This window comes from Peribacillus sp. P4_C12, from assembly GCF_056402095.1.
Window position 1 is genome coordinate 54,711 of record NZ_JBFUIB010000005.1, and the last position, 26,843, is coordinate 81,553.

The 26,843-nt window shown below is 37.0% G+C and carries 20 protein-coding genes; 19 read left to right on the forward strand and 1 reads right to left on the reverse strand.

The features are described from left to right. Window positions 1-167 precede the first annotated feature (167 nt). The 19 genes from AC1DUW_RS02875 (at window position 168) to AC1DUW_RS02965 (ending at window position 26,577) form a co-directional block, all read left to right on the forward strand. On the forward strand, window positions 168-2,885 hold the full coding sequence (locus tag AC1DUW_RS02875; protein ID WP_053349042.1) for an alpha-mannosidase: 2,718 nt from the start codon (window positions 168-170) through the stop codon (window positions 2,883-2,885). Between the two features lie 5 nt (window positions 2,886-2,890). Further along, window positions 2,891-4,219: a glycoside hydrolase family 125 protein gene (locus tag AC1DUW_RS02880; protein WP_053349041.1), complete on the forward strand. Its 1,329-nt coding sequence runs from the start codon at window positions 2,891-2,893 to the stop codon at window positions 4,217-4,219. 75 nt (window positions 4,220-4,294) lie between these two features. Next, window positions 4,295-6,952, forward strand: coding sequence for an endo-beta-N-acetylglucosaminidase (locus AC1DUW_RS02885; protein ID WP_477641946.1), 2,658 nt, complete (start codon window positions 4,295-4,297; stop codon window positions 6,950-6,952). A gap of 67 nt (window positions 6,953-7,019) precedes the next feature. Next, window positions 7,020-7,664 (forward strand): YesL family protein, encoded by a 645-nt coding sequence (locus AC1DUW_RS02890; RefSeq protein ID WP_053349040.1) that lies wholly within the window; start codon window positions 7,020-7,022, stop codon window positions 7,662-7,664. Between the two features lie 20 nt (window positions 7,665-7,684). Beyond that, window positions 7,685-10,819 (forward strand): alpha-mannosidase, encoded by a 3,135-nt coding sequence (locus AC1DUW_RS02895; protein ID WP_053349039.1) that lies wholly within the window; start codon window positions 7,685-7,687, stop codon window positions 10,817-10,819. 301 nt (window positions 10,820-11,120) lie between these two features. Then, window positions 11,121-12,791, forward strand: a complete 1,671-nt coding sequence (locus AC1DUW_RS02900; protein ID WP_477641947.1) for a sensor histidine kinase — start codon at window positions 11,121-11,123, stop codon at window positions 12,789-12,791. Between the two features lies 1 nt (window position 12,792). Continuing rightward, window positions 12,793-14,298 carry a response regulator transcription factor gene (locus AC1DUW_RS02905; protein ID WP_053349037.1) on the forward strand — a complete coding sequence of 502 codons (1,506 nt, stop codon included), beginning with the start codon at window positions 12,793-12,795 and terminating at the stop codon, window positions 14,296-14,298. A 255-nt stretch (window positions 14,299-14,553) separates the two neighbouring features. Continuing rightward, the gene (locus tag AC1DUW_RS02910) at window positions 14,554-15,438 is read left to right on the forward strand and encodes an ABC transporter permease (protein WP_053349096.1); all 885 of its coding nucleotides are present in this window, start codon (window positions 14,554-14,556) and stop codon (window positions 15,436-15,438) included. A gap of 189 nt (window positions 15,439-15,627) precedes the next feature. After that, window positions 15,628-16,482 carry a carbohydrate ABC transporter permease gene (locus AC1DUW_RS02915; protein ID WP_053349095.1) on the forward strand — a complete coding sequence of 285 codons (855 nt, stop codon included), beginning with the start codon at window positions 15,628-15,630 and terminating at the stop codon, window positions 16,480-16,482. Window positions 16,483-16,521: 39 nt separating this feature from the next. After that, a complete protein-coding gene (locus tag AC1DUW_RS02920) occupies window positions 16,522-17,976 on the forward strand; it encodes an ABC transporter substrate-binding protein (RefSeq protein ID WP_477641948.1) in 1,455 nt (484 codons plus the stop codon). A 75-nt stretch (window positions 17,977-18,051) separates the two neighbouring features. Beyond that, window positions 18,052-19,458, forward strand: a complete 1,407-nt coding sequence (locus tag AC1DUW_RS02925; RefSeq protein ID WP_477641949.1) for a glycoside hydrolase family 1 protein — start codon at window positions 18,052-18,054, stop codon at window positions 19,456-19,458. A gap of 61 nt (window positions 19,459-19,519) precedes the next feature. Next, entirely contained in the window at window positions 19,520-20,419 is a 900-nt protein-coding gene (locus AC1DUW_RS02930; protein ID WP_053349035.1) for an ROK family protein, read from the forward strand. Window positions 20,420-20,443: 24 nt separating this feature from the next. After that, window positions 20,444-21,337 carry an ROK family protein gene (locus AC1DUW_RS02935; protein ID WP_053349034.1) on the forward strand — a complete coding sequence of 298 codons (894 nt, stop codon included), beginning with the start codon at window positions 20,444-20,446 and terminating at the stop codon, window positions 21,335-21,337. Between the two features lie 61 nt (window positions 21,338-21,398). Beyond that, window positions 21,399-22,349, forward strand: coding sequence for a mannose-6-phosphate isomerase, class I (gene manA, locus AC1DUW_RS02940; protein WP_053349033.1), 951 nt, complete (start codon window positions 21,399-21,401; stop codon window positions 22,347-22,349). A gap of 156 nt (window positions 22,350-22,505) precedes the next feature. Next, window positions 22,506-22,628 (forward strand): hypothetical protein, encoded by a 123-nt coding sequence (locus AC1DUW_RS02945; protein ID WP_269083777.1) that lies wholly within the window; start codon window positions 22,506-22,508, stop codon window positions 22,626-22,628. Window positions 22,629-23,207: 579 nt separating this feature from the next. Continuing rightward, window positions 23,208-23,591, forward strand: a complete 384-nt coding sequence (locus tag AC1DUW_RS02950) for a LysR substrate-binding domain-containing protein (protein ID WP_477641952.1) — start codon at window positions 23,208-23,210, stop codon at window positions 23,589-23,591. A gap of 546 nt (window positions 23,592-24,137) precedes the next feature. Further along, window positions 24,138-24,566: a DUF2521 family protein gene (locus tag AC1DUW_RS02955; RefSeq protein WP_477641950.1), complete on the forward strand. Its 429-nt coding sequence runs from the start codon at window positions 24,138-24,140 to the stop codon at window positions 24,564-24,566. A gap of 86 nt (window positions 24,567-24,652) precedes the next feature. Further along, complete coding sequence (cwlD, locus tag AC1DUW_RS02960; RefSeq protein ID WP_053349030.1) at window positions 24,653-25,369, forward strand: N-acetylmuramoyl-L-alanine amidase CwlD; 717 nt, start codon at window positions 24,653-24,655, stop codon at window positions 25,367-25,369. Between the two features lie 149 nt (window positions 25,370-25,518). Next, window positions 25,519-26,577: an Mrp/NBP35 family ATP-binding protein gene (locus AC1DUW_RS02965; protein WP_053349029.1), complete on the forward strand. Its 1,059-nt coding sequence runs from the start codon at window positions 25,519-25,521 to the stop codon at window positions 26,575-26,577. Between the two features lie 144 nt (window positions 26,578-26,721). Here the strand turns inward: AC1DUW_RS02965 and AC1DUW_RS02970 are convergent. Further along, window positions 26,722-26,843 (reverse strand): transposase (locus AC1DUW_RS02970; RefSeq protein ID WP_142999144.1); only part of this gene is annotated, 122 nt, incomplete at its 5' end.

Here is a 26,843-nt window from a genome sequence, read left to right on the forward strand (position 1 = left end):
TCGAACAGCCAGCATTTTATTAATGGCTAGTAGTAAATAACCAATTACCTTTTACACCAAGATAGCTAATTACTGAAGTTATAAAAAGCGTCTTGGTACATTGACGGGAGTAAAGGATGCTGCGGTTGCTATCCTGTCGAAGGATTGAGATATAGGAGGGAAACAAAATGGAATTTAAGACTACTGCGCATATTATTTCCCACTCCCACTGGGATCGGGAATGGTATATGCCTTTTGAAAAGCATCGGTACTATTTAGTGAAGTTGATGGATACACTTATCGATTTGTTTGAAAAGGGGGAAGATTTTCAGAGCTTTCACTTGGATGGACAAATGATTATTTTAGAAGATTATTTCCAAATTCGTCCTGATAAAAAAGAATTGATTAAGAAGCTAGTACAAGAAAAAAAGCTTCATATCGGTCCTTGGTATGTGTTACAGGACGCATTTTTAACAAGCTCGGAAGCGAATGTCAGAAATATGTTGTATGGGTTACAAGCTGCAAAGGAATACGGTGTTGTGTCAAAGGTAGGGTACTTCCCAGATACATTTGGCATTTACGGGCAAGCACCTCAATTGCTTCAGCAAGCTAATATTAAAACTGCTGCGTTTGGGAGAGGTGTGAAACCAACCGGATTTAATAATATGGTGAGCGATGCGAAAACATTTGAATCGCCATATTCAGAACTTAAGTGGAAGTCGCCAGATGGCTCGGCGGTGCTTGGTGTTTTGTTTGCGAATTGGTATTCAAACGGCAATGAAGTACCAGTTGATAGAGAGAGTGCGAAAAAGTATTGGGAAACAAAACTAGCTGATGCTAAGAAATATTCTTCAACACCAAATCTTCTTTTCATGAATGGTTGTGATCATCAGCCAATTCAAGTGGATATAGGAGAAGCAATCAAGGTGGCTGAAGAACTTTTTCCAGATATCACGTTTGTACACTCTAATTTTGATGATTATATGGAAGTACTTCAGGAATCATTACCAGAACAACTCCAGACTATTACCGGTGAACTGCGAAATCAACGTACAGATGGGTGGTCAACTCTTGTAAATACAGCATCTGCCCGCATCTATTTAAAGCAGATGAATCAAAAGTGTCAAACACTTTTAGAAAAAGTGGCTGAACCACTATCCGTTTTTTCATATTTTCTTGGTCATGAATATCCACGTGATTATTTACGATATGCATGGAAAACTTTGATGGAAAACCATCCACATGACAGTATTTGCGGTTGTAGTGTAGATGAAGTACATCGAGAAATGGTAACTCGTTTTGAGAAGGTTCAGCAGACTACATCAACTATTATCGAGGAGAAGGCCAATGAAGTTGTATCTCATATTTCAACGAAACAAAGTGTTGTTGATGAGGATATGATTCCAGTTGTTGTTTTTAACACATCAGGAAATTCACGAGATGTGGTTATCGAAAAGGAAGTTGAGCTAGAAAAAGTCTATTTTTCAGATATGCCTTTTTCAGAGATTCCAGATTTCCTTGGTTCGAAGGATTTACCTGATATTAATTTGGTTGATAAAAGTGGTAAGGTACATGTTTGTAAAACAAAGGACCTTGGTACCCGTTTTGGATATGAGTTACCAGGAGATGGTTTCCGACGTCCCTATTATGCAAGAATTATCAAATTAACATTCCTAGCTCAATCTCTTCCGGGCTATGGATATAAAACATTTTATATCAAACCGGCCAAGGAAACGAAGTTGAATGAACAGCCATCGATTAATCAATGTGCTCGTGAATTGGAGAATGAATTTGTTCATTTGTTTGTTCATGAAAATGGTTCGTATACATTGACTGACAAACAGACTGGGAAAGTATTCGAAAATCTAGGAATTTATGAAAATAGCGGGGACATTGGTAACGAATATATGTTTAAGAAGCCAAATGGTGAAGTTCCACTTACAACGAAAGATTTGAAAGCGGAGATAAGAGTAGTTGAAGACCATTCATTACGTTCCGTTATAGAACTTGTTCATGAGTGGGAGATTCCAAAAGAGGCTGGTGAACAGTTTCAACGAGAAAAGGAACTATTAGTTTGGCATAAGGACCGGCTATCAGGTCGATCTTCTGAAAATGTAACAATTCGTTTAACTACTCATATTCAGTTAGATCAAAAAGCGAAGGGGCCTTCTGTTAAGGTTACAATTGAAAACCAAGCAAAGGATCATCGTCTACGTGTTCTTTTTCCAACTAATCTAAGTACGAATGAACACTATGCAGACAGTATTTTTGAAGTGGCAAAACGTCCTAATATACCTGAAAGAGAGTGGGACAATCCTAGTTTCGATCATCACCAACAGGTTTTTGTAAGTGTAACAGATGGAAAGCATGGGATGACAATTGCGAATAAAGGATTACATGAGTATGAAATCCTTGAGGAACAACAAACAATAGCCGTTACGATTCTCCGTTCAACTTCTGAGTTAGGGGATTGGGGTCTATTTTCAACACCAGAGGCTCAATGTATTGGAACGTACCAAGCAGAATGGATGGTTATCCCTCACAAAGGTACAGTGGTTGAGTCAGAAGTATTCAAAGAGGCGTATGACTTCCAAGTGCCTGTGATTGCTGTACAAACAGATGTACATGAAGGGTTACTTCCAACCGAAAAGACATTTTTTACTTGGGAAGGTAAATCATTAGCAATCTCTTCTATCAAGCTAGCGGAGGAAAGAGATGATGTAATTGCTCGATGGTTTAACACATCTGAAAAAGAAACAATGGTAATTGCTCAACCAATGCAAGGTACAAATAGTTATAAGAGTACTATCGTTGAGAATGTGAAAGAGCCGTTTGAAAATACGCAAATTCAAGAAAAAGTAAAACCGTTTGAAATTATTAGCCTTGGTTGGCAAGTGAAGGAGTGAAGGTAATGAACACTGAGAAAACAATCCCACAATCACTATCTTATTTAATAGAAAAGGTGAAGAAGAATTTCCCTGAAGATAAAAAGCTTCATGAGATGTTTGAACAATGTTTTGTTAATACGTATGAAACAACACTAAAGCCACAAGAAGATGGAACAACATTTGTCATTACAGGTGATATACCAGCTATGTGGTTAAGAGATTCAGCTGCCCAAGTACGTCCATATTTACTTGCTGCTGAAAAGGACGAAGAAATGGCGAAATTAATTGAAGGTGTTGTTCGTCGTCAAATGAACTATATCGTTCATGACCCATATGCAAATGCATTCAATGAAACCGCTAATGGAAAAGGCCATCAAGATGATAAAACTGATATGTCCCCAATGACATGGGAACGTAAATATGAAATTGACTCACTTTGCTATCCAATTCAGCTTTCTTACCTATTGTGGAAATCAACTGGAAGAACGGCCTACTTTGATGACACATTTGTAAAAGCATTGAACAAGATTCTGCATGTCTGGAAAGTGGAACAAAATCATGAGGATGAATCACCATATAGCTTTGAAAGAATGGATGTAAGACAATCAGATACTCTGAACAGGGATGGGAAAGGATCTAAAACTGTGAGAACGGGAATGACTTGGAGTGGATTTAGACCAAGTGATGATGCTTGTTTATATGGTTATTTAGTACCTGCAAATATGTTTGCGGTAGTAGTGCTAGGTTATGCATCAGAGATCTGTAGAGAAGTTTTAAAGGATGAAAGCCTTGCAAAGCAATGTGAGCAACTAGCTTCTGAGATAAAAGCAGGAATAGAAGAATATGCAGTGTTAGAACATCCGATTTATGGAGATTTATATGTCTATGAAACGGATGGAATGGGAAGATATCATCTTATGGATGATGCGAACATCCCTAGTTTACTAGCAGCTCCTTATCTGGGCTGGTGCCAATTTGATGATAAAACCTATCAGAATACTCGCCGCTTTTTATTAAGTAGAGATAATCCTTACTTTTATGAAGGAAAAGTGGCCAATGGAATTGGGAGTCTTCATACACCCGATCATTATATATGGCATATTGCATTAGCAATTGAGGGGATGACATCTACAGATGCTTCTGATAAGAAGAGAATTTTGGAAGAGATGAAGCAATCGGATGGCGGAACTGGATTTATGCATGAGGGCTTTAATGCAGACCAACCAGAAGAATTTACGAGAGAGTGGTTCTCATGGGCGAATTCGATGTTTAGTGAATTTGTATTAAGTTTATGTGGTTTTGCAGTTAAAGGTAGTCCGCTTTATAAAAAGCTACAAGAAAACAATATCTAAGTTAAGACACAGTACCGCATCTTGGTTGTTACAGAGGATGGATAAAATAATCTTACTAACAGGGGTGGGAATTTGTTGAAAATAAGATATGGTCTTGTCACTGCGTTCTTAGGTTTGCTTTTAGTTTGTGTACTTCCGATTACGGGTTTTGCAAAACAGCCGGAATCATCTTATTGGTATCCTGAAACATTATTAAAGTGGAGTCCAGAAAATGATTCTGATGCTGTATATAACAAAAGTACTGTTCCATTAGCTGATAGAGAAGTTGTTTTCAATGTGAATGAAACATCTCAGTCAGAAGCTAAATTGGTTGCATTATCGGCATTAAATCCCAACACAAGCGGGGTTCCATCTCAAGGCGGAAATAAATTTTTTGCAAATACATTTAGCTACTGGCAGTACGTTGATTTAATGGTGTATTGGGCGGGTTCTGCTGGAGAAGGAATTATTACTCCTCCAAGCGCTGATGTGATTGATGCTTCTCATAAAAATGGCGTTCCAATCTTAGGTACTATTTTCTTTCCTCCAATAACGTACGGAGGACAAGCGAAATGGGTAGACCAAATGCTTACACAGCGTGAGGATGGGTCATTTCCTGCTGCTGACAAACTTTTAGAGGTTGCTAAATATTACGGATTTGACGGCTGGTTTATCAACCAAGAAACAGCAGGTGGAAATAATGAAACTGCACAAAAAACGAAAAAGTTTTTAAAATATCTACAAGACAATAAGCAAGAAGACATGCACATTATGTGGTATGACTCAATGGTAGAAAACGGATCAATTAACTGGCAAAATCACTTAACAGATCGTAATAAAATGTTCTTACAAGATGGTAATGACAGAATTTCCGACAGTATGTTTTTAAATTTCTGGTGGACGAATCAACAATCTTCTCATGATAAGGCATTGGAAATTGGTAGAAGTCCATATGACCTATATACTGGCATTGATGTAGAAGCAAATGGAACTAAGACAAACATTCCTTGGAATGGCATTTTCCCAGAAGGACAAAAACCTTTGACTTCCTTAGGGATTTACCGTCCAGACTGGGCTTTTAAAACATCTGAAACAATGGAAGCGTTCTATCAGAAAGAACAAGAATTCTGGACTGGAAAAGCTGGGGATCCTCGCAAGACTGGTGAAAATGGAAACTGGAAAGGGATGGCTCACTACTTTACTGCAAAAACGGTAATTCAAGAGCTTCCATTTGTAACACATTTTAATACAGGTAGTGGGGAATTCTTTGCAGTAGGTGGTTCTACACAAAGTATAAAAGAATGGAATAACCGTAGTTTACAAGATATTTTACCAACATGGCGCTGGTTAAAGGATAGCAAAGGGGAGCCTCTAAATGTTGATTTCGATTGGGATACAGCATTTTACGGTGGTAGCTCTTTGAAGGTTTCTGGTACCCTAACGAAAAAAAATGCGACACATGTGAAGCTTTATAAAACGAATCTACCAGTTGAAAAGGATACTGAGATCTCTGTAACTTACAAAACTGATGTGAAAAAGCCTAACATGAAACTTGGTGTAAGCTTTGTGGACCACCCTGATGATTTTGTGTTTTTTGATGTGAAGAAAAAGAGTCGAGATCAATGGATGGAAGAAACATTTAAATTAAACAAATATAAGGGGAAAAAAATTGCAACTATTTCTCTATTCTTCGAGAGTGATGAAGCAATAAAAGATTATCAAATCAACATCGGAGAAATTAAAGTTACAAATAAACATAACGATAAAGAGGTCCCAGCGATACCAACGAAAGCCAAGGTGAAAAATCCAACTTTCTCGAAGGGACTATATGCTGATTTAGATTTATCATGGGAGTCAGTGGAAGGTGATATTCAGCATTATGAAATTTATCGCGAACTTCCTAAAGGTAAAAAAGAATTTATCGGAGCAGTTCCAAACGATGCATACTACATTTCAAATTTACGAAGAAGTGGTAAGGAAACAGCAACTACCCTAGAAATAGTAGCTGTAACTACTGATTTTGTTCGAGGTAAAGCTGTGAAGGTAATGTTTAAATGGCCTGCATACCCGCAACCAAAGGCAGACTTTAGCGTAAGTCAAACAGTCGCAGCACCAGGTGAAGAAATCCAGTTTTTTAACAATTCATCTGAAGCGACAGAAGAAGTTGAATGGCAGATTGAAGGTGGTACACCTTTAGTAAGTACTGAGAATAATCCAGTTGTAAGGTATGAAGAAGAAGGAGTGTACTCAGTTACCCTAATTGCTAAAAATAGCGAAGGTGAGGATGTCCTTACAAAAGAAGGCTTTATTACAATTTCAAAGGATGCAAAAAACATTACTAACGTTGCACTGAACAAAACTGCAACTGCTAGTGGACAATGCGCCCCTTCTGAAGGACCAAAGTACGCGATTGATGGAATCGTGACGAATAATAGTAAATGGTGTGCAATTGGTGCAAATCATTGGTTAGAAGTCGATTTCGGTGAGGCGTTTCATCTATCAAAGTTTGTTGTCAAACATGCTGAAGCAGGTGGAGAGCCAGCAGCCTTTAATACGAGGGCATTCACGATCGAGGTAAGTCTTGACGGTGAAAATTGGACGAACGCAGTAACTGTCACAAATAATACAGATGCTATCTCAGAACATGCCATTACAACGACAGAAGCTCGATATATTCGCTTTTCTGTCCAACAACCAACACAAGGTGGAGATCAAGCAATTAGAATATTTGAAGTCGAAGCATATGGATATTAAGTAATATGATAATCGGAAAGGGGTTTTTCCCCCTTTCCTTTTATCATATTGGTAGGGGATGAAAAACATGGGGAGAATGTTACAAGAAGTAAGTGAATGGATCGTTAGGTTAGTATGGACGAATATTCTTTGGTTTGTATTTATTGTGGCTGGATTAGGTGTTTTTGGGATTATGCCGGCGACTGTTGCTTTATTTGCTGTTACACGAAAGTGGAAGATGAAGGACCTAGATGTTCCCTTATTGAAAACATTTAAAGAAACCTTTAAAAAAGAGTTTGTCCGTTCAAATTGTATTGGGCTGATTTATGCAGTAATTGGCTTTTTTTTATATGTCGATTTAAGAATTGCTGAAAGCATGGAAGGAACGTTTTCCGTTATTCTTTATGTCTTTATTAGCTTTATCATTCTTTTATATTTGAATGCTATAGTTCACTTTTTCCCTCTATATGTACATTATCATTACTCACTAAAGGATTACATAAAACAATCATTTATTATTTCACTTATTAGTCCTTTTTCCACATTAATGATTTGTATTGGTTTGTTTTTTATTGGCTATTTAATCACGAATATGCCGGGACTTATACCATTTATTTCAGGTGTACTACCTGCATATTGGATTATGAATGTTTGTATAAAAAGGTTTAAAACTATAGAACAACAGCAATCACAAGTAAATGAACATATGAAGATTGAGGAAAGTATAAATTAATATAAAAATGGGGGATTTATATGTTTTTAGTAGAAAGAAAGCTAGAAGCAAGAATACAAGAATTGGCGCAGTACCGCTATCGTGATGGAATTGAGATTGGTCAGTTTAGTGCAATTGAGGATGAGGGTGTAGTAGGCACATATCCTCCTATAGAAAAGGGTGAATCGACTTTACAACTAAGAGACCAATGGAAGGGGCGAGACCGGTATCTTTGGCTACATGCAGATGTTCAACTTCCGACGGAATGGGCAAATAGAAAAGTAGTTGGTTTATTTGACTTTGGACGTACAGGCGGAGGAAATAATTCTGGATTTGAATCATTATTATTCTTAAATGGAAATCCATACCAAGGTGTTGATTCTAACCATCAGGAAGTATTTTTTCCACCAACCGAAATAGGAAACACTGTTCAATTAGATTTCAGACTTTGGTCTGGACTTGAAGGTGGTGGAGAGCCAAAGGAGCAAATTTATACACTCGATATGGCCCAATTGGCTTGGTTAGACGAGGCTGTAGATGATTTATATTATACATCCCTAGCAGCGTGGCAAACAATTAAAGAACTTGGTGATGACCGACCAGAAAAACATGCAATTATAAAAGCGTTGAATCAAGCTTTTATGAAAATAAATTGGAGTAAACCAGGTAATGAAGCATTTTTTAGTAGTTGTGAGATTGCTAGTGTGGAATTGAATAAAAGTCTTAACGAAATCGAAAAACATCATCCTGTGACCATTCATTGTGTTGGTCATACACATATTGATGTTGCATGGCTATGGCGTTTAAAACATACACGTGAAAAGGCTGCTCGATCTTTTTCTACTGTTTTAAGATTAATGGAACAATATCCTGAATATTATTTTCTCCAAACACAGCCACAGCTATATGAATATATTAAAGAAGACTACCCAGAAATCTATGAAAATATTAAAAAGCGTGTAAAAGAAGGTCGTTGGGAAACTGAGGGTGCAATGTGGTTAGAAGCAGATTGTAATATTCCAAGCGGGGAATCACTAGTGAGACAAATTTTGTACGGGAAGGAATTCTTTAAAAGGGAATTTGAGGTAGAATGCAAGTATCTATGGCTGCCAGATGTATTTGGGTATTGCTGGGCACTTCCACAAATTTTGAAAAAGTCAGGAATCGATACATTTATGACCACTAAAATAAGTTGGAATCAGTACAATCGTATGCCAAATGATACTTTTAAATGGCGTGGAATTGATGGGACAGAAATCCTAACTCATTTTGTAACCACTCCTGAACCTTGGAATTCGGAAGATTCATGGTTTTATACATATAATGGGCTGATTACCGCAAAGACTGTAAACGGTACATGGAATTCATACCGGAATAAAGATGTTAACCAAGATTTACTTCTTTCCTATGGGTATGGTGATGGAGGTGGAGGAGTCAATCGAGAGATGATAGAGCTTCGTCGCAGATTTGAGAATATGCCAGGACTGCCAAAAGTAAAAACGACAAAAGCTGGAGAGTACTTCCAAAAGTTACACGAAAATATTGAGAATTCAAATGAGTATGTCCACACTTGGGACGGTGAATTGTACCTTGAATACCACAGGGGGACCTATACAAGTCAAGCATATACAAAACGAATGAATCGTAAACTCGAGTTGAGTTATAGGGAGTCGGAATGGTTGTCTGTGTGGAACTCTCTAATGTCTTCATGGGCGAAATATCCTAAGCAACAGCTTGATGAAGGTTGGAAGATTATTTTGCGAAATCAATTCCATGATATTATTCCTGGTTCATCCATTAAGGAAGTATATGAAGATGCAAAAGTGGAATATAAACAAGCAGAAGATATACAACTCGAAATCGATCAGAATAATTTCAATGAGTTTATTGAACCTAAGCATGGAACGTATACAGTCTTCAATGCAACTAGTTGGCAAGATCAACAAAGTGTATTCATCCCATACGATCAAACGAATGATGTGGTTGGAGGATGGACATCAGGTTCAGGTGAAATTCTAAATAGCCAACGAACTGAAAATGGTTGGTTAGTTGAATTGGAGGAGACCAAACAATTTGGTGCAGTAGAAATTCAATTCAAACAAGATCCTATGGTAGAAAATAAAACACCATTTCTTATTAAGGGAATGTTGTTAGAAACACCTTTTTATCAAGTTGAATGGAATAACTCCCTTCAACTGACTCGTATATTTGATAAGGAAGCTAGGCGTGAAGTACTAGCACAACAGGAAAAAGGAAACATCATTCAAATTTTTGAAGATAAACCATTAGCACACGATGCGTGGGATATTGATTTGTATTACCAAGAAAAAATGGAGGAAATCCGTGATGTAGTATCAAGTGAAGTTGTTGAAAATGGCCCGCTTCGTATTGTCATCCGGACGAAATGGAAGTATCAAAGTTCTTTGGTTGAACAAGATATGATTTTCTATGCTAAAAATAGACGTATTGATTTTAAAACAAAAGTGGATTGGCATGAGCAACGTAAGTTAATGAAGGTAGCATTCCCAGTTGATATTCGTTCTACCGAAGCAACTTATGATATTCAATTTGGTAATGTTAAGAGACCGACACATTGGAATACGAGCTGGGATATGGCACGATTTGAAACAGTTGGACATCAGTGGGCAGACCTTTCTGAAACAGGGTACGGAGTGAGTTTGTTAAATGATTGCAAATACGGGTATGACATTAAAGACCAAACGATTCGCTTATCCTTGCTAAAAGCAGCAATCTACCCTGATCCAACTGCTGATCAAGGAGAACACGAGTTTACGTATTCACTGCTACCTCATCAGGGAGATTGGAGAGTTGGGCAAACAGTAAAGCAAGCTTGGTTTTTAAATAATCGATTGAAAGTAGTAAAAGGTGGATTTTCACCAGAAGAAAGCTCGTTTATGAATCTGAATAACGATCATGTTAAGGTCGATGCGATAAAGAAAAAAGAGGGTGATGACGCAGTAATTATTCGCCTTCATGAGTATGAAGGGCGACGCGGAAATGTCTTGATTGAATTCCCAAGAAACGTTAAAAAATGGTATGAAACAAACTTGATGGAACAAGTTGATAGCAAGAAACAAACCGAACAAATCGACTTAGAAATAAAACCGTATGAAATTAAAACAATATTAGTCTATTTTCATGATGAAATAAGATAATACATTATAAACTATTTATCCCACTGTCGGGCAGTGAATCAACTTCACTTTCCGACAGAAAATACAGTAAAATAGTAGTTGAGTTAGTAAATCTACAGGGAAGGATATAAGGGATGTTCTTGAGTTAGTAAGTCATCATGGGAGGATATAAAGGATGTTCTTGAGTAATATAATAAGGCGGCTAACGAATAAGGTGTTTAGCAAAATTTTAATCACTTATTCCGTTACAATCCTTCTTACAATGTTTCTATTACTACTTGTATTATCACGCTATTATACAGAAGTTATTATTCAGAAAGAAATGGACGCAAGTACAGAAACACTAGAAAGGGTTGAATCTTATCTCCAGCAAAAAGATGAGCATGTACAATATGTTATGCAAGAATTATATTTAAAAACAGATCTGATTTATAATGATATTGCATTTGCATTGCAGCATGATTATGATTCATATCTTGCGTATCGACTAGATAAGTACAGTGAAAACTCTTCATTTATTCCGAACAACCTTAATACATTTTTCCAAGCGTATTTTAGTCAAGACCCTGATATCAATGCAGTGCGTTTAAAAAGTGCAAGCCCCGGTACAGAGTATGAATATATAAATAGCCACTATAGATGGAATAAATATATGGATAAGAGAGAGCAAAAGAAAGGGAATCAGGAAGGTATAGCTGTTCATCCTCAGGACTTGCAACTTAAGCAAGTTGAGTGGGAGCAAGAAAGGAGTATCTTCAACAATATTCAAATATCTCGTTCCATTAATGATCCTGCGACCCTTAAGAAATTAGGGGATCTGACGGTTTTTTATGATACAGCGGGAATTCAGGATTTGATTCGTTTGAGGAAATCCCAATTTAAAGGAACAGTCCATATTTTTCAACGTAATGGGGATTATCTTTACTCGTCAGACGATGGTACCATTCCAGTACCATTGAAAGATATATCATTTGAAACGAGCTTTAAGAAAATAAAGTGGAAGGGAAAAAACTACTATATTAATACATTGGCTGATGACCACAGGGGCTACTTATATGTAGGTTTCATGCCTGAGGATGATATTAAGAAAATAACGATTGTTCATAGGTATATGTTATTATCTACAGTTTTACTTTCCTGTATAGCAATTGCTGTAACCTATTTTGCGATGAGATCTTATTCTAGAAGAATTAATAAAATAGAAACTGCCATTCACGAAGTTCGAGATGGAAACTTGCAAATTAGAATACCTGATAGTAGAGAAAAAGACGAGTTAACAGCCATATCAGAAAGTTTCAATGATATGTTAGATGATCTAAACATGTATATTAAAGATGTATATGTTTTAAATATCCGCCAAAGAGAGGCTGAAATGAAAGCGCTTCAGTCACAAATTCAGCCGCATTTTCTATATAATACATTGGAAGCTATTCGCATGAAAGCTATAGCTGACGGATCTAAACCAACTAGTAATATGATTTATAGTTTAGGGCAATTATTTCGTTATTCTTTAAGTAGTAAAGAAATCGTTCAAATTTCTGATGAAATCCAACACGTTAAGGAGTATATAGGTCTAAATCAGATTAGATATTCTAACCGCTTACACGTAACGTACGAGATTCCAGAAAATTGTTTAGACGAAAAAATTCTCAAATTTACCCTTCAACCCCTTATTGAAAATTATTTGATTCATGGCTTCCGAAAAGAAACAAATAATAATGAATTACTAATAAAAGTTCAAAGAATTCATCGGGAAATAGAAATAATAATAAAAGACAATGGGAGAGGTATTCCAATAGATAAACTATTGGCTATTCAAACTAAATTATTAGAAGGAACTACCACCTCTGAGGGCTCAATCGGACTGAGTAATGTTCATCAAAGAATACAATTAAAACACGGACAAAATTATGGAATTCAGATTAGTAGTAATGAAGGAGAAGAAACTATTGTAGAAGTTAGAATTCCAGCAGCTAGGAGGGAACAGATATAACATGTATAACGTATTTTTAGTAGATGATGAACCATTTATTATTGAAGGCATGAGAGCGTTGGTACCTTGGGAAGATTATGGACTAAAAGTTGTTGGTGAAGCTTCTAATGGTAGTGAGGCTATTAAAAAGTTAGAAACGTGTCATGTTGATATATTATTAACTGATATAATGATGCCCATAATGGATGGATTAGAGTTAATTAGTACGTTGAAAGAACGTCATCCTAATACAAAATATATCGTTTTATCTGGATACGAAGAATTTGAATATGTGAAAAAGGGTATGAAGCTAGGAATCGAAAATTATCTTTTAAAGCCTGTCAATGAGCAAGAACTCATTTCAACATTGGAAAATAGTATAGAAAAGCTTGAGAAATCTACAAATAATGAGGAAGCCTATACTATTTTAAGAGATAATACGATTTGGCGATGTCTTAATCAAGACATCGATGCAAAAGAATGGCGTGAAAGAGTAGAGTTGTATAGTTTGGAGTTCGATGGTCAGAATCTAGCTGTTGTTTTAATGCAAATATCAGATGGTGAACATGAAAACTCTTCCTTTTTTAGAAAAAGAGTAGAGGAGTTATTTCAGTCTGTCTGTATTATTAATCCAGATGGCGAACTTATCCTTTTAGTTTCGTTTAATTGTGAAGATGGCCTTAAGAAAAAACTAGATGAATTGAACATGCTATTTGCTGGATATGTTTCTGGAAAGTATCATATTAATGTTGGATCATTTGTTTGCTCCACAAGTGAATTGTATAAGAGCTATCAACGTGCAAAAGAGTTATCTAGCTATCGATTAGTACTCAAAGAAAGTGGACTCATAACAGATGAATTAACAAAGCAGTATACGCAAGCAAGCCTTTCTACTTCGAATGAATTGGATGATCTAAAGAGATATATTGTTGGCTCAGAACAAGAAAAGGCATTTTTGTGGATCAAAGGTGCCTTCGATGAGATTAATAAATCTACTAAAAAGGTTGCTCCAACCATTATTAGAGGGTTCGCTATTGAAATAGTTACGTCTATCCAAAAAGATGTATCGTCACATGCAAATGAACAAACAGTAGGTATTGTAAAGCGAATCTTAGAGGCCTATTCAATTGGAATTTTAGTTGACATTCTTATTGATTTTATCGAAGGAATTTTTAGAACATTGGAACAAAAGTCGGAGCATCGAAGTCCTATTATTCAAAGCGTGGTGCAATATATTCAAGAACATTTTTATGAGGAACTTTCTTTGAAAACATTAAGCTATAAATTTCATATAAATTCGATTTACTTAGGACAACTTTTCCAGAAAGAAACTGGCTTAGTATTCTCTGAGTATATTAATCATTTGAGACTCGAAAAAGCAAAGCAATTGTTGAGAGGGACACATTTAAAGGCTGGAATAATTGGAAAACAAGTTGGCTATTCGGATTCTGCTTATTTTTATAAACAGTTTAAGAAGGCGGTGGGGATTACACCATCAGCATGGAGAACAATGAATATCAAATCTTGATATCCCGTTATTCGGGATTTTTTTTGTTTTGAGGAGCATCTCTGATCTTAAAAGAATCAAAAAATGATAAAAAATGCTGTATTAACTATCGAATGTTTAATAAGTACAGCAAATCTTAATATTGTTAACTTTATACATTTTTGACTTTTTCTTAATATAGAGATGTAAGGGTTTTCAATATAAGGGAGGAGGGGCTTTGTGAATCGTATCAAGAGTTTTTTCCAAGATGTTTATAAGAATCGTGTGTGGCTCCTCATGGTTTTACCAGGAACCATTTGGCTATTGTTATTTTCATATCTTCCGATGTTTGGAACTGTCATTGCCTTTAAAAATTTCCGATATGATCCGAATGGTTTTTTTGCAAGTATCCTAAATAGTGAGTGGGTTGCCTTTGAAAACTTCAAGTTTTTATTTAATACAAATGACGCCTGGATCATTACAAGAAATACGGTTCTATATAATTTAGTCTTTATCGTTGTTGGGCTTATATTAGCAGTGTTTGTAGCAATTGTTCTAAGTGAACTCGCAAATAAGAGGTTGTCTAAAATTTACCAAACAGGAATGCTGTTTCCACACTTTTTATCATGGGTTGTTGTTAGTTATTTCGTATTCACGTTTCTAAGCGTGGATAGAGGTCTACTTAATAATATACTTCTATGGTTTGGAGTAGAAGATCCTATATCGTGGTATAACGAAGCAAAATATTGGCCTGTTATTATCGTTCTAACAAGTATGTGGAAGGGCGTTGGTTATGGAAGTATTGTTTATTTAGCAGCTATAGTTGGGATTGATAAAAACTATTACGAAGCCGCTATGATAGATGGTGCAAATAAGTGGCAACAAATTCGTAATATTACGATTCCGATGATAACACCGCTCATTGTTATTTTAACCATTTTAAACGTTGGTAGAATTTTTAGTGCAGACTTTGGTCTGTTTTTTCAGGTTCCTCGTGATTCAGGTCCGTTATATTCAGTAACAAACGTTATAGATACTTATGTATACCGAGGGATAACGACGATGGGGGACATTAGTATGAGTACTGCCGCTGGTCTTTACCAATCAATTGTAGGATTTGCATTAGTAATGCTGACAAATTATCTTGTTCAGAAGGTTGATAAAGAATATGCCCTATTTTAAAAAATCGAGAGAGAATGGAGGGTGGCCGCAGTTTTGTGGCAAATTACAATGATAACAAATCAAAATAGCTCTCAACCTACTCCATTAAATAAAGGGAATGCTCAAAACCAAGTGAATCAACCAAACAAAAAAAGTAAGCGTAAGAAAAAGTACACACCACATGGTCTAAATGGGTTTCCTAATCTTTTAATGAACATTTTGTTAGGATCATTTTCTATAATGTGTATCTTTCCATTTCTATATGTAATCGTCATCTCTTTAACTGATGAGAAAACCTTAGCGCGAAATGGATATCAGCTTCTACCTGAAATATGGAGTTTTGAAGCATATCGATACTTGTGGCAAATGAAGGATCAATTACTTCAATCTTATACTATAACGATTGTAGTAACGGTGCTTGGTACACTTGTCAGTGTAATAATGATTTCTTTATATGCCTACGCTATTTCTAGAAAGCAATTCAAATACCGCGGTTTCTTTACTTTTATTGCATTCTTTACAATGCTTTTTAGTGGAGGACTAATTCCTTTCTATATAGTAGCAACACAGTTTTTACATCTACGTAACTCTATTTGGGCATTGATATTACCACTTGCAATGAATGCATTCTACATTCTAATAATGAGAACCTTTTTCCAAAGGTCTGTACCTGAATCCATTTTGGAATCGGCTAGAATTGATGGAGCAAGTGAATTACGAATCTTTGTCAAAATTGTTGCTCCACTTTCATTACCAGGTCTTGCAACTATTGCCCTTTTTAGTACATTGGGTTACTGGAATGATTGGTTTAATGCACTGTTGTTCATTGATGAACCGCACTTGGTGCCACTGCAGTCAATGCTGATGAAAATTGAAAACAACATAGAATTTTTAAGGCAAAATTCGTTAGCAGGCGGTATACAAAATGATTTATTAAGTGCAATACCTCAAGATGCTGCAAAAATGGCAATGGTTGTTATTTCAACTTTGCCAATAGCAATTGCATATCCATTTTTCCAAAAATACTTTGTTAGTGGATTGACAATCGGTGGGGTTAAGGAATAATTGCTTTTTGAAATAAACAAATAAAAGGGGGGAGTTAAAATGAATAAGAAGTTAGCTATTATTCTAGTACTCTTATTAAGTTTATCTACATTTTTAGCTGCGTGTAGTGGAGGGAATTCAGATAAAACGAGCGGAAGTAAAGCCGGTGAAGAAAAACCTTATGAAATTACGTGGTACACGATTGGGACACCTCAAAAAGATGTCGATAAAGTAATGGAAGAAGTAAGTAAATACACGAAAGAGAAAATTAACGCAACCGTTAAAATGAGACAAATTGACTGGGGCGATTATGATCAAAAAATGCAAGTTATGATTGCTTCAGGTGAATCTTTTGATATTGCCTATACTGCAGGTGGAAACTATGTATTAAATGCACAAAAAGGAGCATTTAAAGACCTAAATGAACTTCTTGACACACATGGAAAAGAATTAAAAGCAACAATTGATCCAGCGTACTTAGAAGGGGCCAAAATTGATGGAAAGCTTTACGGTATTCCTTCTAACAAAGAAGTAGGTCAGCAAAGTGTGTACGTATTTAATAAGGATATAGTCGATAAATACAATATGGATATTTCAAGTGTTAACTCTTTAGAAGACTTAAAACCTTTATTGCAAACAGTTAAAGAAAATGAGCCAGACTTTACACCAATTGCAACTTTCAAACCGTATTTACCATTTGATTATGTATTAGAAGATGAATTGCCGTTTGCGTTTCCTCTAGAAGGAGATAAAGGAAAGGTAGTTAATATCTTTGAATCAGATATTATGATGGAAACGTTAAAAACAATGCACGAATTCTATAAAGCTGGTTATATAAAAGCGGATGCAGCAACAAGTACAGATCCATGGTCGTTAGAAGTACAAAACTGGTTCGTACGTAAAGAAATGTACCAGCCATATGCGGAATTAATATGGTCTCGTTCTGCAGGTTATAATGTAGCCGTTCAACCAATGCATGATCCGATTACATTTAACAACTCTGTAACAGGGTCTATTCAAGCTATCTCAGCAACTTCCAAACATCCAGAGAAGGCTATGGCGTTCTTAAATCTATTAAATACAGATCCATACCTTCGTAATTTAATTGATAGAGGTATTGAAGGTGTGCATTATGAAGAGGTCGATAACGGTAAAATTAAAGACCTTCCAGCTCGTGTAGAAAGCTACAACATGCCAAGTTACTCTCTAGGAAACCATTTCATTCTTAAGTTATATGAAAATGATCCTGAAGATAAATGGGATGCGTTCAAAAAATTCAATGATGCTTCTGTTCAAGCACCAACCTTAGGTTTCTATTTTGATACAAATCCTGTTCGTACAGAGATCGCAGCAATTGCAAACGTTGCGAATGAATATGCACCTCCGCTATTAACTGGCAGTGTTGACCCCGAGGAATATCTACCAAAGGCTAATAAGAAGTTTAAAGAAGCTGGATTAGATAAAGTGCTTGCAGAAATTCAAAAACAATATGATGAGTGGAAGAAAAATAACTAATAGATCTCATTCAGGAGGCAAAGTCGGAAACTTAATTTTCCGACTGCTGTCTTTTAAGGGAAGGCCGGATTGAAAATGAGTACAGAAGTAGAAAAGAATATTTACATGTTTCCGAAAGACTTTTGGTGGGGATCTGCATCATCTGCAACACAAATGGAAGGATTTTCAGGGGCAGATGGTAAAGGGAAGAATATATGGGACTACTGGTATGAAACAGAACCGAATCGTTTTTACCAGGGTATTGGACCTGATAACACTTCACTGTTTTATACGAATTTTATTGACGATATTCAGCTCATGAAAGAAACGGGACATAACAGTTTTCGCTTTTCTATCTCGTGGTCCCGCATGTTTCCAAAGGGGCGTGGAGAAATAAACCCAAAGGCGATTGACTTTTATAATACCGTCATTAACACCTTACTAGAAAATGAGATTGAGCCTTTTGTGAATCTCTATCATTTTGACATGCCTATGGCTATGCAAGAAGAGGGTGGTTGGGAAAGCCRCTCTGTAGTTGATGCGTATGTGGAATATGCGTCTACTTGTTTTGAGAACTTTGGAGACCGTGTGATGAAATGGTTCACACATAATGAGCCAATCGTACCTGTTGAATGCGGTTATTTATATGGACATCATTATCCAGCATTTTGTGATTTTGGAAAGGCTGTTCAAGTTGGGTTCCATTCTGTATTAGCCTCCGCAAAAGCAATTAAGGCATACCATGATAAAGAGCTAGGAGGAAAAATTGGAATTATACTGAATGTTACTCCCTCATATCCAAGGAGTAATCACCCTGCTGACTTAGATGCTGCTGAAAAAGCAGATTTGCTATTTAACCGTTCCTTTCTAGATCCATCAGTCAAAGGCACTTTTCCCGAGAAGCTAATTGACATGTTGCGGGTAGAAAACTTTATACCTAAGTATTTAACTGAAGATTTGGATATTATCCATGAAAATACAGTTGACCTTTTAGGGATTAATTACTACCAACCAAGAAGAGTTAAGGCGAAGGAAAACATCCCAAATCCAAATGCTCCATTCATGCCAGAACGGTACTTTGATAATTATGACATGCCAGGGAAAAAGGTGAACCCATACAGAGGCTGGGAGATTTATGAAAAGGGTGTCTACGATATTTTAAAAAACATCCAAGAAAACTATGGGAATATTGAATGTTTCATATCGGAAAGCGGTATGGGAGTTGAAGCAGAAGAACGCTTTAAGGATGAGAGTGGAATGATTCAGGATGATTATCGAATTACCTTTTACGAAGATCATTTAAAGTGGATACATAAAGCACTAAACGAAGGTGCCAATGTAAAAGGGTATCATGTATGGACATTTATGGATAACTGGTCATGGTTAAATTCATATAAGAACCGATACGGACTAGTAGAAGTAGATTTAAATAGAAACTTCAAGCGTACAATCAAGAAATCAGGTAAATGGTACAAAGAATTATCTGAAAACAACGGTTTTTGATTATTAGAAGAGTGCTACTAATCATTTGTTCTATCAGAATATCACGAAGGAAGTGAAGGGAATGGACAGGTATCTTCTTGGCATTGATTTGGGTGGAACAAACTTGAGAATTGCCGTTGTAACATTGGAAGGCAAACTTATAGAAGAGGTCAATGTAAAAACGGAAAGTGACAAAGGACCACATCATGTCATCGATAACATGATTAAAATATGCGAGGGGCTGTTGCAGAAAAGAAATATTGAAGCAATAGGAATCGGAGCTCCGGGTCCTTTAGATTCAAAGCAAGGTATTATTTTAAGCCCTCCCAATTTACCTGGGTGGGATGAGGTTCCTTTAGCTCTAATGTTAGAAAAAGCTTTAGAGAAAAAAGTAGTGCTCGATAATGATGCCAACGCAGCTGCTTTAGCGGAAGCAACGATTGGGGCAGGCAAAGGAAAAGAATCTGTTTTTTATATGACGATCAGTACAGGAATCGGCGGAGGATATGTATATCGCAATCAGTTGATTCAAGGTGCTAATTTCTGTGCGGGTGAAGTTGGCAACATGATGGTTAATCGAGATGGTCCAACGCATTATGTACTGAATATTGGCTCTTTGGAATCTTTGGCAAGCGGTACAGCTGTGCATCGTCTAGGAAAAGAAAAGTTAGGTATAACAGGACATGCTGGAGAAGTGTTTACTTTGGCGATGAACGGCCAGCAAGAAGCGGAAGCGATTGTTGATACCATGCTAACTTATTTGGCAAAAGGAATCTCCAATATTGTTCATACAATTGACCCGCACATGATTGTGTTAGGCGGGGGGGTCATGCAATCAAAAGAGTATATAATGCCGATTCTTCTTGAAAAAGTAAATGCTTACTTATATCCACAGTTACGTAATAGGGTACATATTGAATGTGCCTCGTTAGGAACAAAAGCTGGTGTTATCGGCGCGGCTCTGTTGACACAGCAAGCATAGTTCCAGTAAGTGAAGGGGATGACAATGAAAGCTTACATGGTGTTTGATTTTGGCGGAACTTATATAAAGTATGCGGTAATGGATGACAAATCAAAGAAACTGGAGTGCGGGAAGATTCCAACTCCTAAAGAAGGATTAGATATATTTTTAGATCACATTACCGAAATAGTTAAACATTATTCGGAGTCATTTGAAATTCAAGGTATCGCTTTAAGTTCGCCCGGTGCCGTAGACGTGGAAACAGGGTTTATTGGCGGGGCAAGTGCAATTCCATTTATACATGGAGTAAACATGACAAGCTTACTAAAGGAACGAACAGGTCTGGAGGTGTCCGTTGAAAATGATGCAAACTGCGCGGCTTTGGCAGAAGGCTGGTTAGGTGCAGCGAAAGAAACTGATTTCTACATTTGTATTGTAATTGGTACAGGAATTGGCGGGGGAATTGTGATTAACCAATCTATTTTACGTGGAGCTACCCTTCACGGAGGTGAGTTTGGGTACATGATAATGGGAGAATCATGTAAGAGCCCTCTACAATCAACTTGGAGCAAAGTTGCATCGGCAAATTCACTTGTAGAAGAAGTCGAAATGAGAAAATCTCTAGTAAGGGGAACGTTGGACGGAGAAGAAATATTTCGATTGGCGGAAGCAGGAGACTCCATTGCGAATGAATGCATTGCCAACCTATATAAGAAGCTGGCAATGGGAATCTATAATTTGAAGTATGTACTAGATCCTAACAAGATCCTAATTGGCGGGGGAATCAGCAAGCGACCGGATGTAATTGAAGGCATAAATAATGAATTGGCACAATTGAAGGATGATATCTCTACATTGGATATTACGGTTGAAGCTTGTAAATTTGATAACGATGCAAACTTAATTGGAGCCTTATTTCATTTCTTGAATCGAAAATAGGGAGTATTTCACAAAATTGATATCCTCTTTTACTTATGCTAATAAAGAAAGGAATAGAAAAATGAATGATACACCATTATTTTTAAAACCGGTTTTTCAAGAACGTATTTGGGGTGGAACAGCTCTTTATGACCGTTTTGGCTATGAAATCCCATCAGCAATTACAGGAGAATGCTGGGCAATTTCTGCCCATCCAAACGGCCTGAGTCTTATTGAAAATGGTAAGTTTCAAGGTAAATCATTAAAAGAAGTATGGGAAAATCACCATGAGTTGTTTGGAAACTATAAGAGTGAGAAATTTCCGCTTCTTATAAAGATTTTGGATGCGAATGAAGAATTGTCTGTACAAGTACATCCAAATGATGATTATGCCAACGAGCATGAAAATGGCGAGTATGGTAAAACGGAATGTTGGTACATCATTGATTGTGATCAAGATGCTGAATTAGTGTTTGGACATCATGCTAAAACAAAAGAAGAAGTACGAGAAATGATTCAAAGTGGAAATTGGGAGAGGTTTTTACGTAAAGTTACCATTAGACCTGGTGATTTTTTCTACGTACCAAGTGGAACCGTTCATGCCTTATGTAATGGGACGTTGGTGTTAGAAACACAACAAAGCTCAGATACAACATACCGAGTTTATGATTATGACCGTGTAGATAATCAAGGGAGTAAACGTGAGCTGCATTTAGAAAAAGCAATGGGCGTCATTAATGCACCTCATATTGATACCAATATCGCTCCTAAAATAGAAAAGCGAGAAGGTGTAGAAGTTACAAAGTTTGTACAAAATCACTTTTTCTCTGTTAATAAATGGGATGTAAATGGAGAAGCGGCATTTCAGCAAAATCAAGCGTTTATGCTTGTAAGCATCATCGATGGGGAAGGAAGATTGTTGAAAGGCAGTGAAGATTACACAATAAGAAAAGGAGCTCATTTTATTTTGCCGTATAAATATGGTGAATTTATCTTAAAGGGGAATATGAAGCTTATTGTATCACACCCTTAGACCTCATCCGGCTCTGTTGCGGAAAACGATTAATAGAAACATAGATTCGCTTTGCACCACGTTCCAGCTTTAAAAAGAGACGTAAGTTTTACCATCTATCTTTTTATTGGTTTCTGTCATACACGGAAAAAAAGAATTGCAGAGAGCTGTGTGAGTATGAAAAATTCAAATTTCTTCTGCTATCTTGCTTGCATCTGTGTCCTTCTTTTAAGCGGCGGCTGGAATCAACATTATTTAAAAGATGCCTATGGAAAAATATTAAATGATCCGAACTTCTAACGGATGAAGTTAATATGGATGCAATCAAAGAAAACTGAAAATTCTGACATTATGTAAGTTGGGGTACATATAATGGCTTTACATCATGATACTTGGGTAGAAAAATATTCCAATGTTAACTCAAAAGTAAATGCTGGATTTTTCAAACATGGAATTACTTATTAACCAGTAGAAGATCCTTTTAGAATACAAAGCTATTATTAGGTAGTGGAAAGTATGAATGAAGTACAGGGGACGTATAAAAGAATTTTAGCGACGCTAACAGTGAGCGACCCGCGGTGGCAGGGATAGCCTCGAGAAGCAACCCGAGAAGCAAGTTACCGGAGGGATAGTTATACTCCATAATAAGAAGAAAGCTATTAATGGTAATAAAAATAGCGTAACCCAAAAGGCTACGCTTAACAAATTATTGATGATAATCCTTAATTACTTTAGCGGAAAATCATGTCTAATTTATCGATAATAGCAATAGGATAAAGGGTAATAAAGGCTAAAGAATTATGATTAGTTTACACTAACTTGGCTTTGTTGTTTCTTTTTATTCATGTAAAGAATAAGCCCTACTAGAACTTTTCACATATTCTTCCTATATTAATCGTTGAATTTATGAAACTTAACCCTAATGTACATATTAGCCAGTATTCAGCTTCATCCACTGGGATGAAAAAACAACTAGAGAATGTCGAAGTCGGCCTTTGTATTTCAATGAGTCCTATTTATGGAGACGACATTGAATGGATGCCCTTATTAGAAGAAGAGATTTTTTTATCGGTACCACCAAGCCACCACTTAGCAAAGCAAAAATCCATTGCTCTTCATGAAGCAGCAAATGAGACCTTCATCAGCAGAACGTCAGGGTACGGATTCCGGGACGTTACGGATGAGTATTGCAGGGAAGCGGACTTTGAACCTTACACCCCAATTGAACTAGAAGAAGCAGGAGCAATACTCCGACTTGTATAATGGGAATGGGTGTTTCATTCACGCCTCAATTGTCTTTATTATGCCAATCAATGCCGAAAACCGTTCAGATTCCAATCACCTATTCGAATTGCAAACGAACGATTGGGATAGCATGGAAAAAAACTCACTATCTCTCTCAAGCTGCAATAGATTTCCGGGAATTCACCTCTGGTTTTTTTAAACATGAAGTAAGTAAATATTTCTATCTATAAAATCTTAATAAAAATAAGGTGGCAGGCATTACATCCAAGACGGTGTTGCCTGCCTTTTTCAACATAGATGGTAGAGGATTACCTCCTTAATCTAAGGGGAGTCTTATTACATGCTTCTTCTAAACAAAAGAACGTAAAAATAAGGTCTAAGGTACAAGTCGTCTACTTCAGTCTTCAAATGTTAATTTTGATATTATTGGCGTTTATAAACATATCTAAAACTATCCTCATTAATTATTGCCAACTGTATAAATGAATGGTTCATGATAGAACGCAAAAACTACATATTACTTGGGAAATAATTTGGGAAATGGGGTCTGACCCCGGAGGTGATATGATGGCTGTGATTTTAGGTTTACAGGAGATGCAAAGGGAGAGGCAGTTGAAGTTTGAGCGAAGGTTACTTAGGGAACTTTCAATCGAGGATATGAAGGGGAGGATTCAGCGTTACTTTGGACAGGATTTCATGGAGGTGTTGGAGGAAGGCTATTTTGATGTTGCCATTGAGGCCTATTTATTGGGAGCTAACTATAGTAAGTTTGGCTATTATGGTGAGTCGGAGGATGATGTAAGGGCTCGGTGCTGGAGGGAAGAGAAATTTTTGATTGATACCCTTTTTAATTTTATTTTGTATTGGCGGGAAGTGACGGCAAATAACGCTTTCAATGAAGGTTTGTTTTATTGCTGTGAAGGGTTTGTAGGTGAATGGTGGATGGACGGCTTTAAGACGGGTGAAAAGCGATATAAAATGAAGTTGCACTAAGAAGGAGTGAAGTATCCATTCTTTGTTCTAATTCCATGGTTTGTCCCATACTTTTAGATAAAGGGACTAGTGGAAGGAGAACGTTCATGCGTAGTAAGTTAAAATATACAGGAATCGCGATGGGATTGTTTATCCTTTTTTTAATTGTAACTTTCAAATTTGTTGAAGATGATTCTTGGGACTCCTGGAACCTTCCCTTGGCAGGTAAGGTAATCGTTCTGGATGCTGGACATGGAGGAATGGATGGCGGGGCAAATGTGCAAGAGGTAATGGAAAAAGAAATTGCCCTTTCTGTTTCGTTAAAGGTTAGGGACTATTTACAGGAACAGGGTGCTCTTGTCATTATGACTCGTGAGAAAGATGAAGATTTGGCACAAGGGGATACAAAAGGGATCCGTCAGCGAAAACAGGAAGACCTGCGAAATCGGGTTGAAATGATTAATGATTCAGAAGCGGATTTATTTTTAAGTATTCATTTAAATTCTTTTCCGTCAGCATCATCAAAAGGTGCTCAAACATTTTATACAAAAAGGTTTGAGGAAAATGAACAGGTGGCAAAGTTTATTCAGACTGAAATCATAAGAAACCTAGAAAATACAAAGCGAGATGCAAAAACGATTAATAATGTGTATTTGATGAATTATACGAAGAAACCAGGGGCGCTTGTTGAAATTGGCTTTCTTTCTAATACGGAGGAAAGGGAACGCCTTATCAGTGATGGGTATCAAGAAAAGATTGCAAGTTCGATTTATATGGGAATTTTACGGTATTTCACAGAGGAAAAACTTTCAGATGAAGAGTGATTCTCTAGTTCGGGTCTTGTATGGTACAAGGCCTTTTTATTATTGAGATAAAAGTCATGTGCTCACTTAAAGGGCAGATAATAAGCTTTATTTAAGTGATATGGTATACTTAAATGGGAAAATAAAACGAATTCAAAGGGGTGCTCGACTTGTTAACTGAAGAAAAAGTACTGAATTTATTAAAGGATCTTAAAGACCCTTTTCTACATAAAAGCCTTGAAGAAACAAATGGAATCATTGAAGTGAAAATAAAGCCTGAAAAAAATCATGTAAGCGTTAAGCTTGCCATCGCAAAAACAGGGACTGCCGAGCAAATGCAAATGCAAACGGAAGTGGTAAACTTGCTGAAAGAAGGCGGGGCAGAATCTGTAGGGATTCGTTTCACAGAACTTTCTGAAGAAGAGTTATCCAAGCATCGTGATAATATACCACAAGATGAAGTGGATCAAGGTTTACTTGGACCGAATAGCAAGACGCAATTCATTGCGATTGCTAGTGGTAAGGGGGGAGTTGGTAAATCAACGATTTCAGTGAACTTTGCTACTTCACTTGCACGACTTGGTAAAAAGGTTGGACTTGTGGACGCTGATATTTATGGTTTTAGCGTACCAGATATGATGGGGATTACAAAAAGGCCGGTGGTGCGTGGGGAGAAAATTATTCCTGTGGAACGTTTTGGTGTTCAGGTTATCTCAATGGGCTTCTTTGTAGAAGATAACGCGCCTATTATCTGGAGAGGGCCAATGCTAGGAAAGATGCTGAACAGTTTCTTTAACGAGGTAGAATGGGGAGAGTTAGATTATTTAGTCCTTGATTTACCACCGGGTACAGGCGATGTTGCGTTGGACGTGCATACAATGCTTCCTTCGTGTAAGGAAATTATCGTAACGACACCGCATCCAACTGCAGCCTTTGTTGCAGCAAGAGCGGGCGCGATGGCCATCAAGACTGAACATGAAGTCATTGGTGTCATTGAAAACATGTCGTTCTTCGAGAGTAAAACGACAGGTGAAAAAGAATATGTATTCGGTAAAGGCGGCGGTGCGAAGCTTGCAGATGAACTACGTACAGAAGTCTTAGGGCAGCTTCCTTTGCAACAGCCAGATTGGAACGAAGAAGATTTTGCACCTTCTATTTACGCAGCAGACCATAGATTAGGCAGAATTTATGAAGATATTGCTAAAAAAGTCATTGAAAAGTTGCAATAAAAATAAAGGCTGATTCCAATTGGAATCAGCCTTTCAGTTTGTAGACAAAAGGGGTTCGGAATTATAAAATTCCGAACCCCTTTTGAAATTCCCTTTGAATTTTGGTCCAAGGTTAAGATATTGGGGCTCTACGAGCCCACTCTGTTAGGCCATTTTTGGACCTTGCCATGTCCAATTGGCCATCTTCTTTAAATTAATGGCAGCGAAAGTAAGCATCGCTTGCATCGACAATTTTTTAAGTCCCCTTAAAGTAGTCCAACGCATAC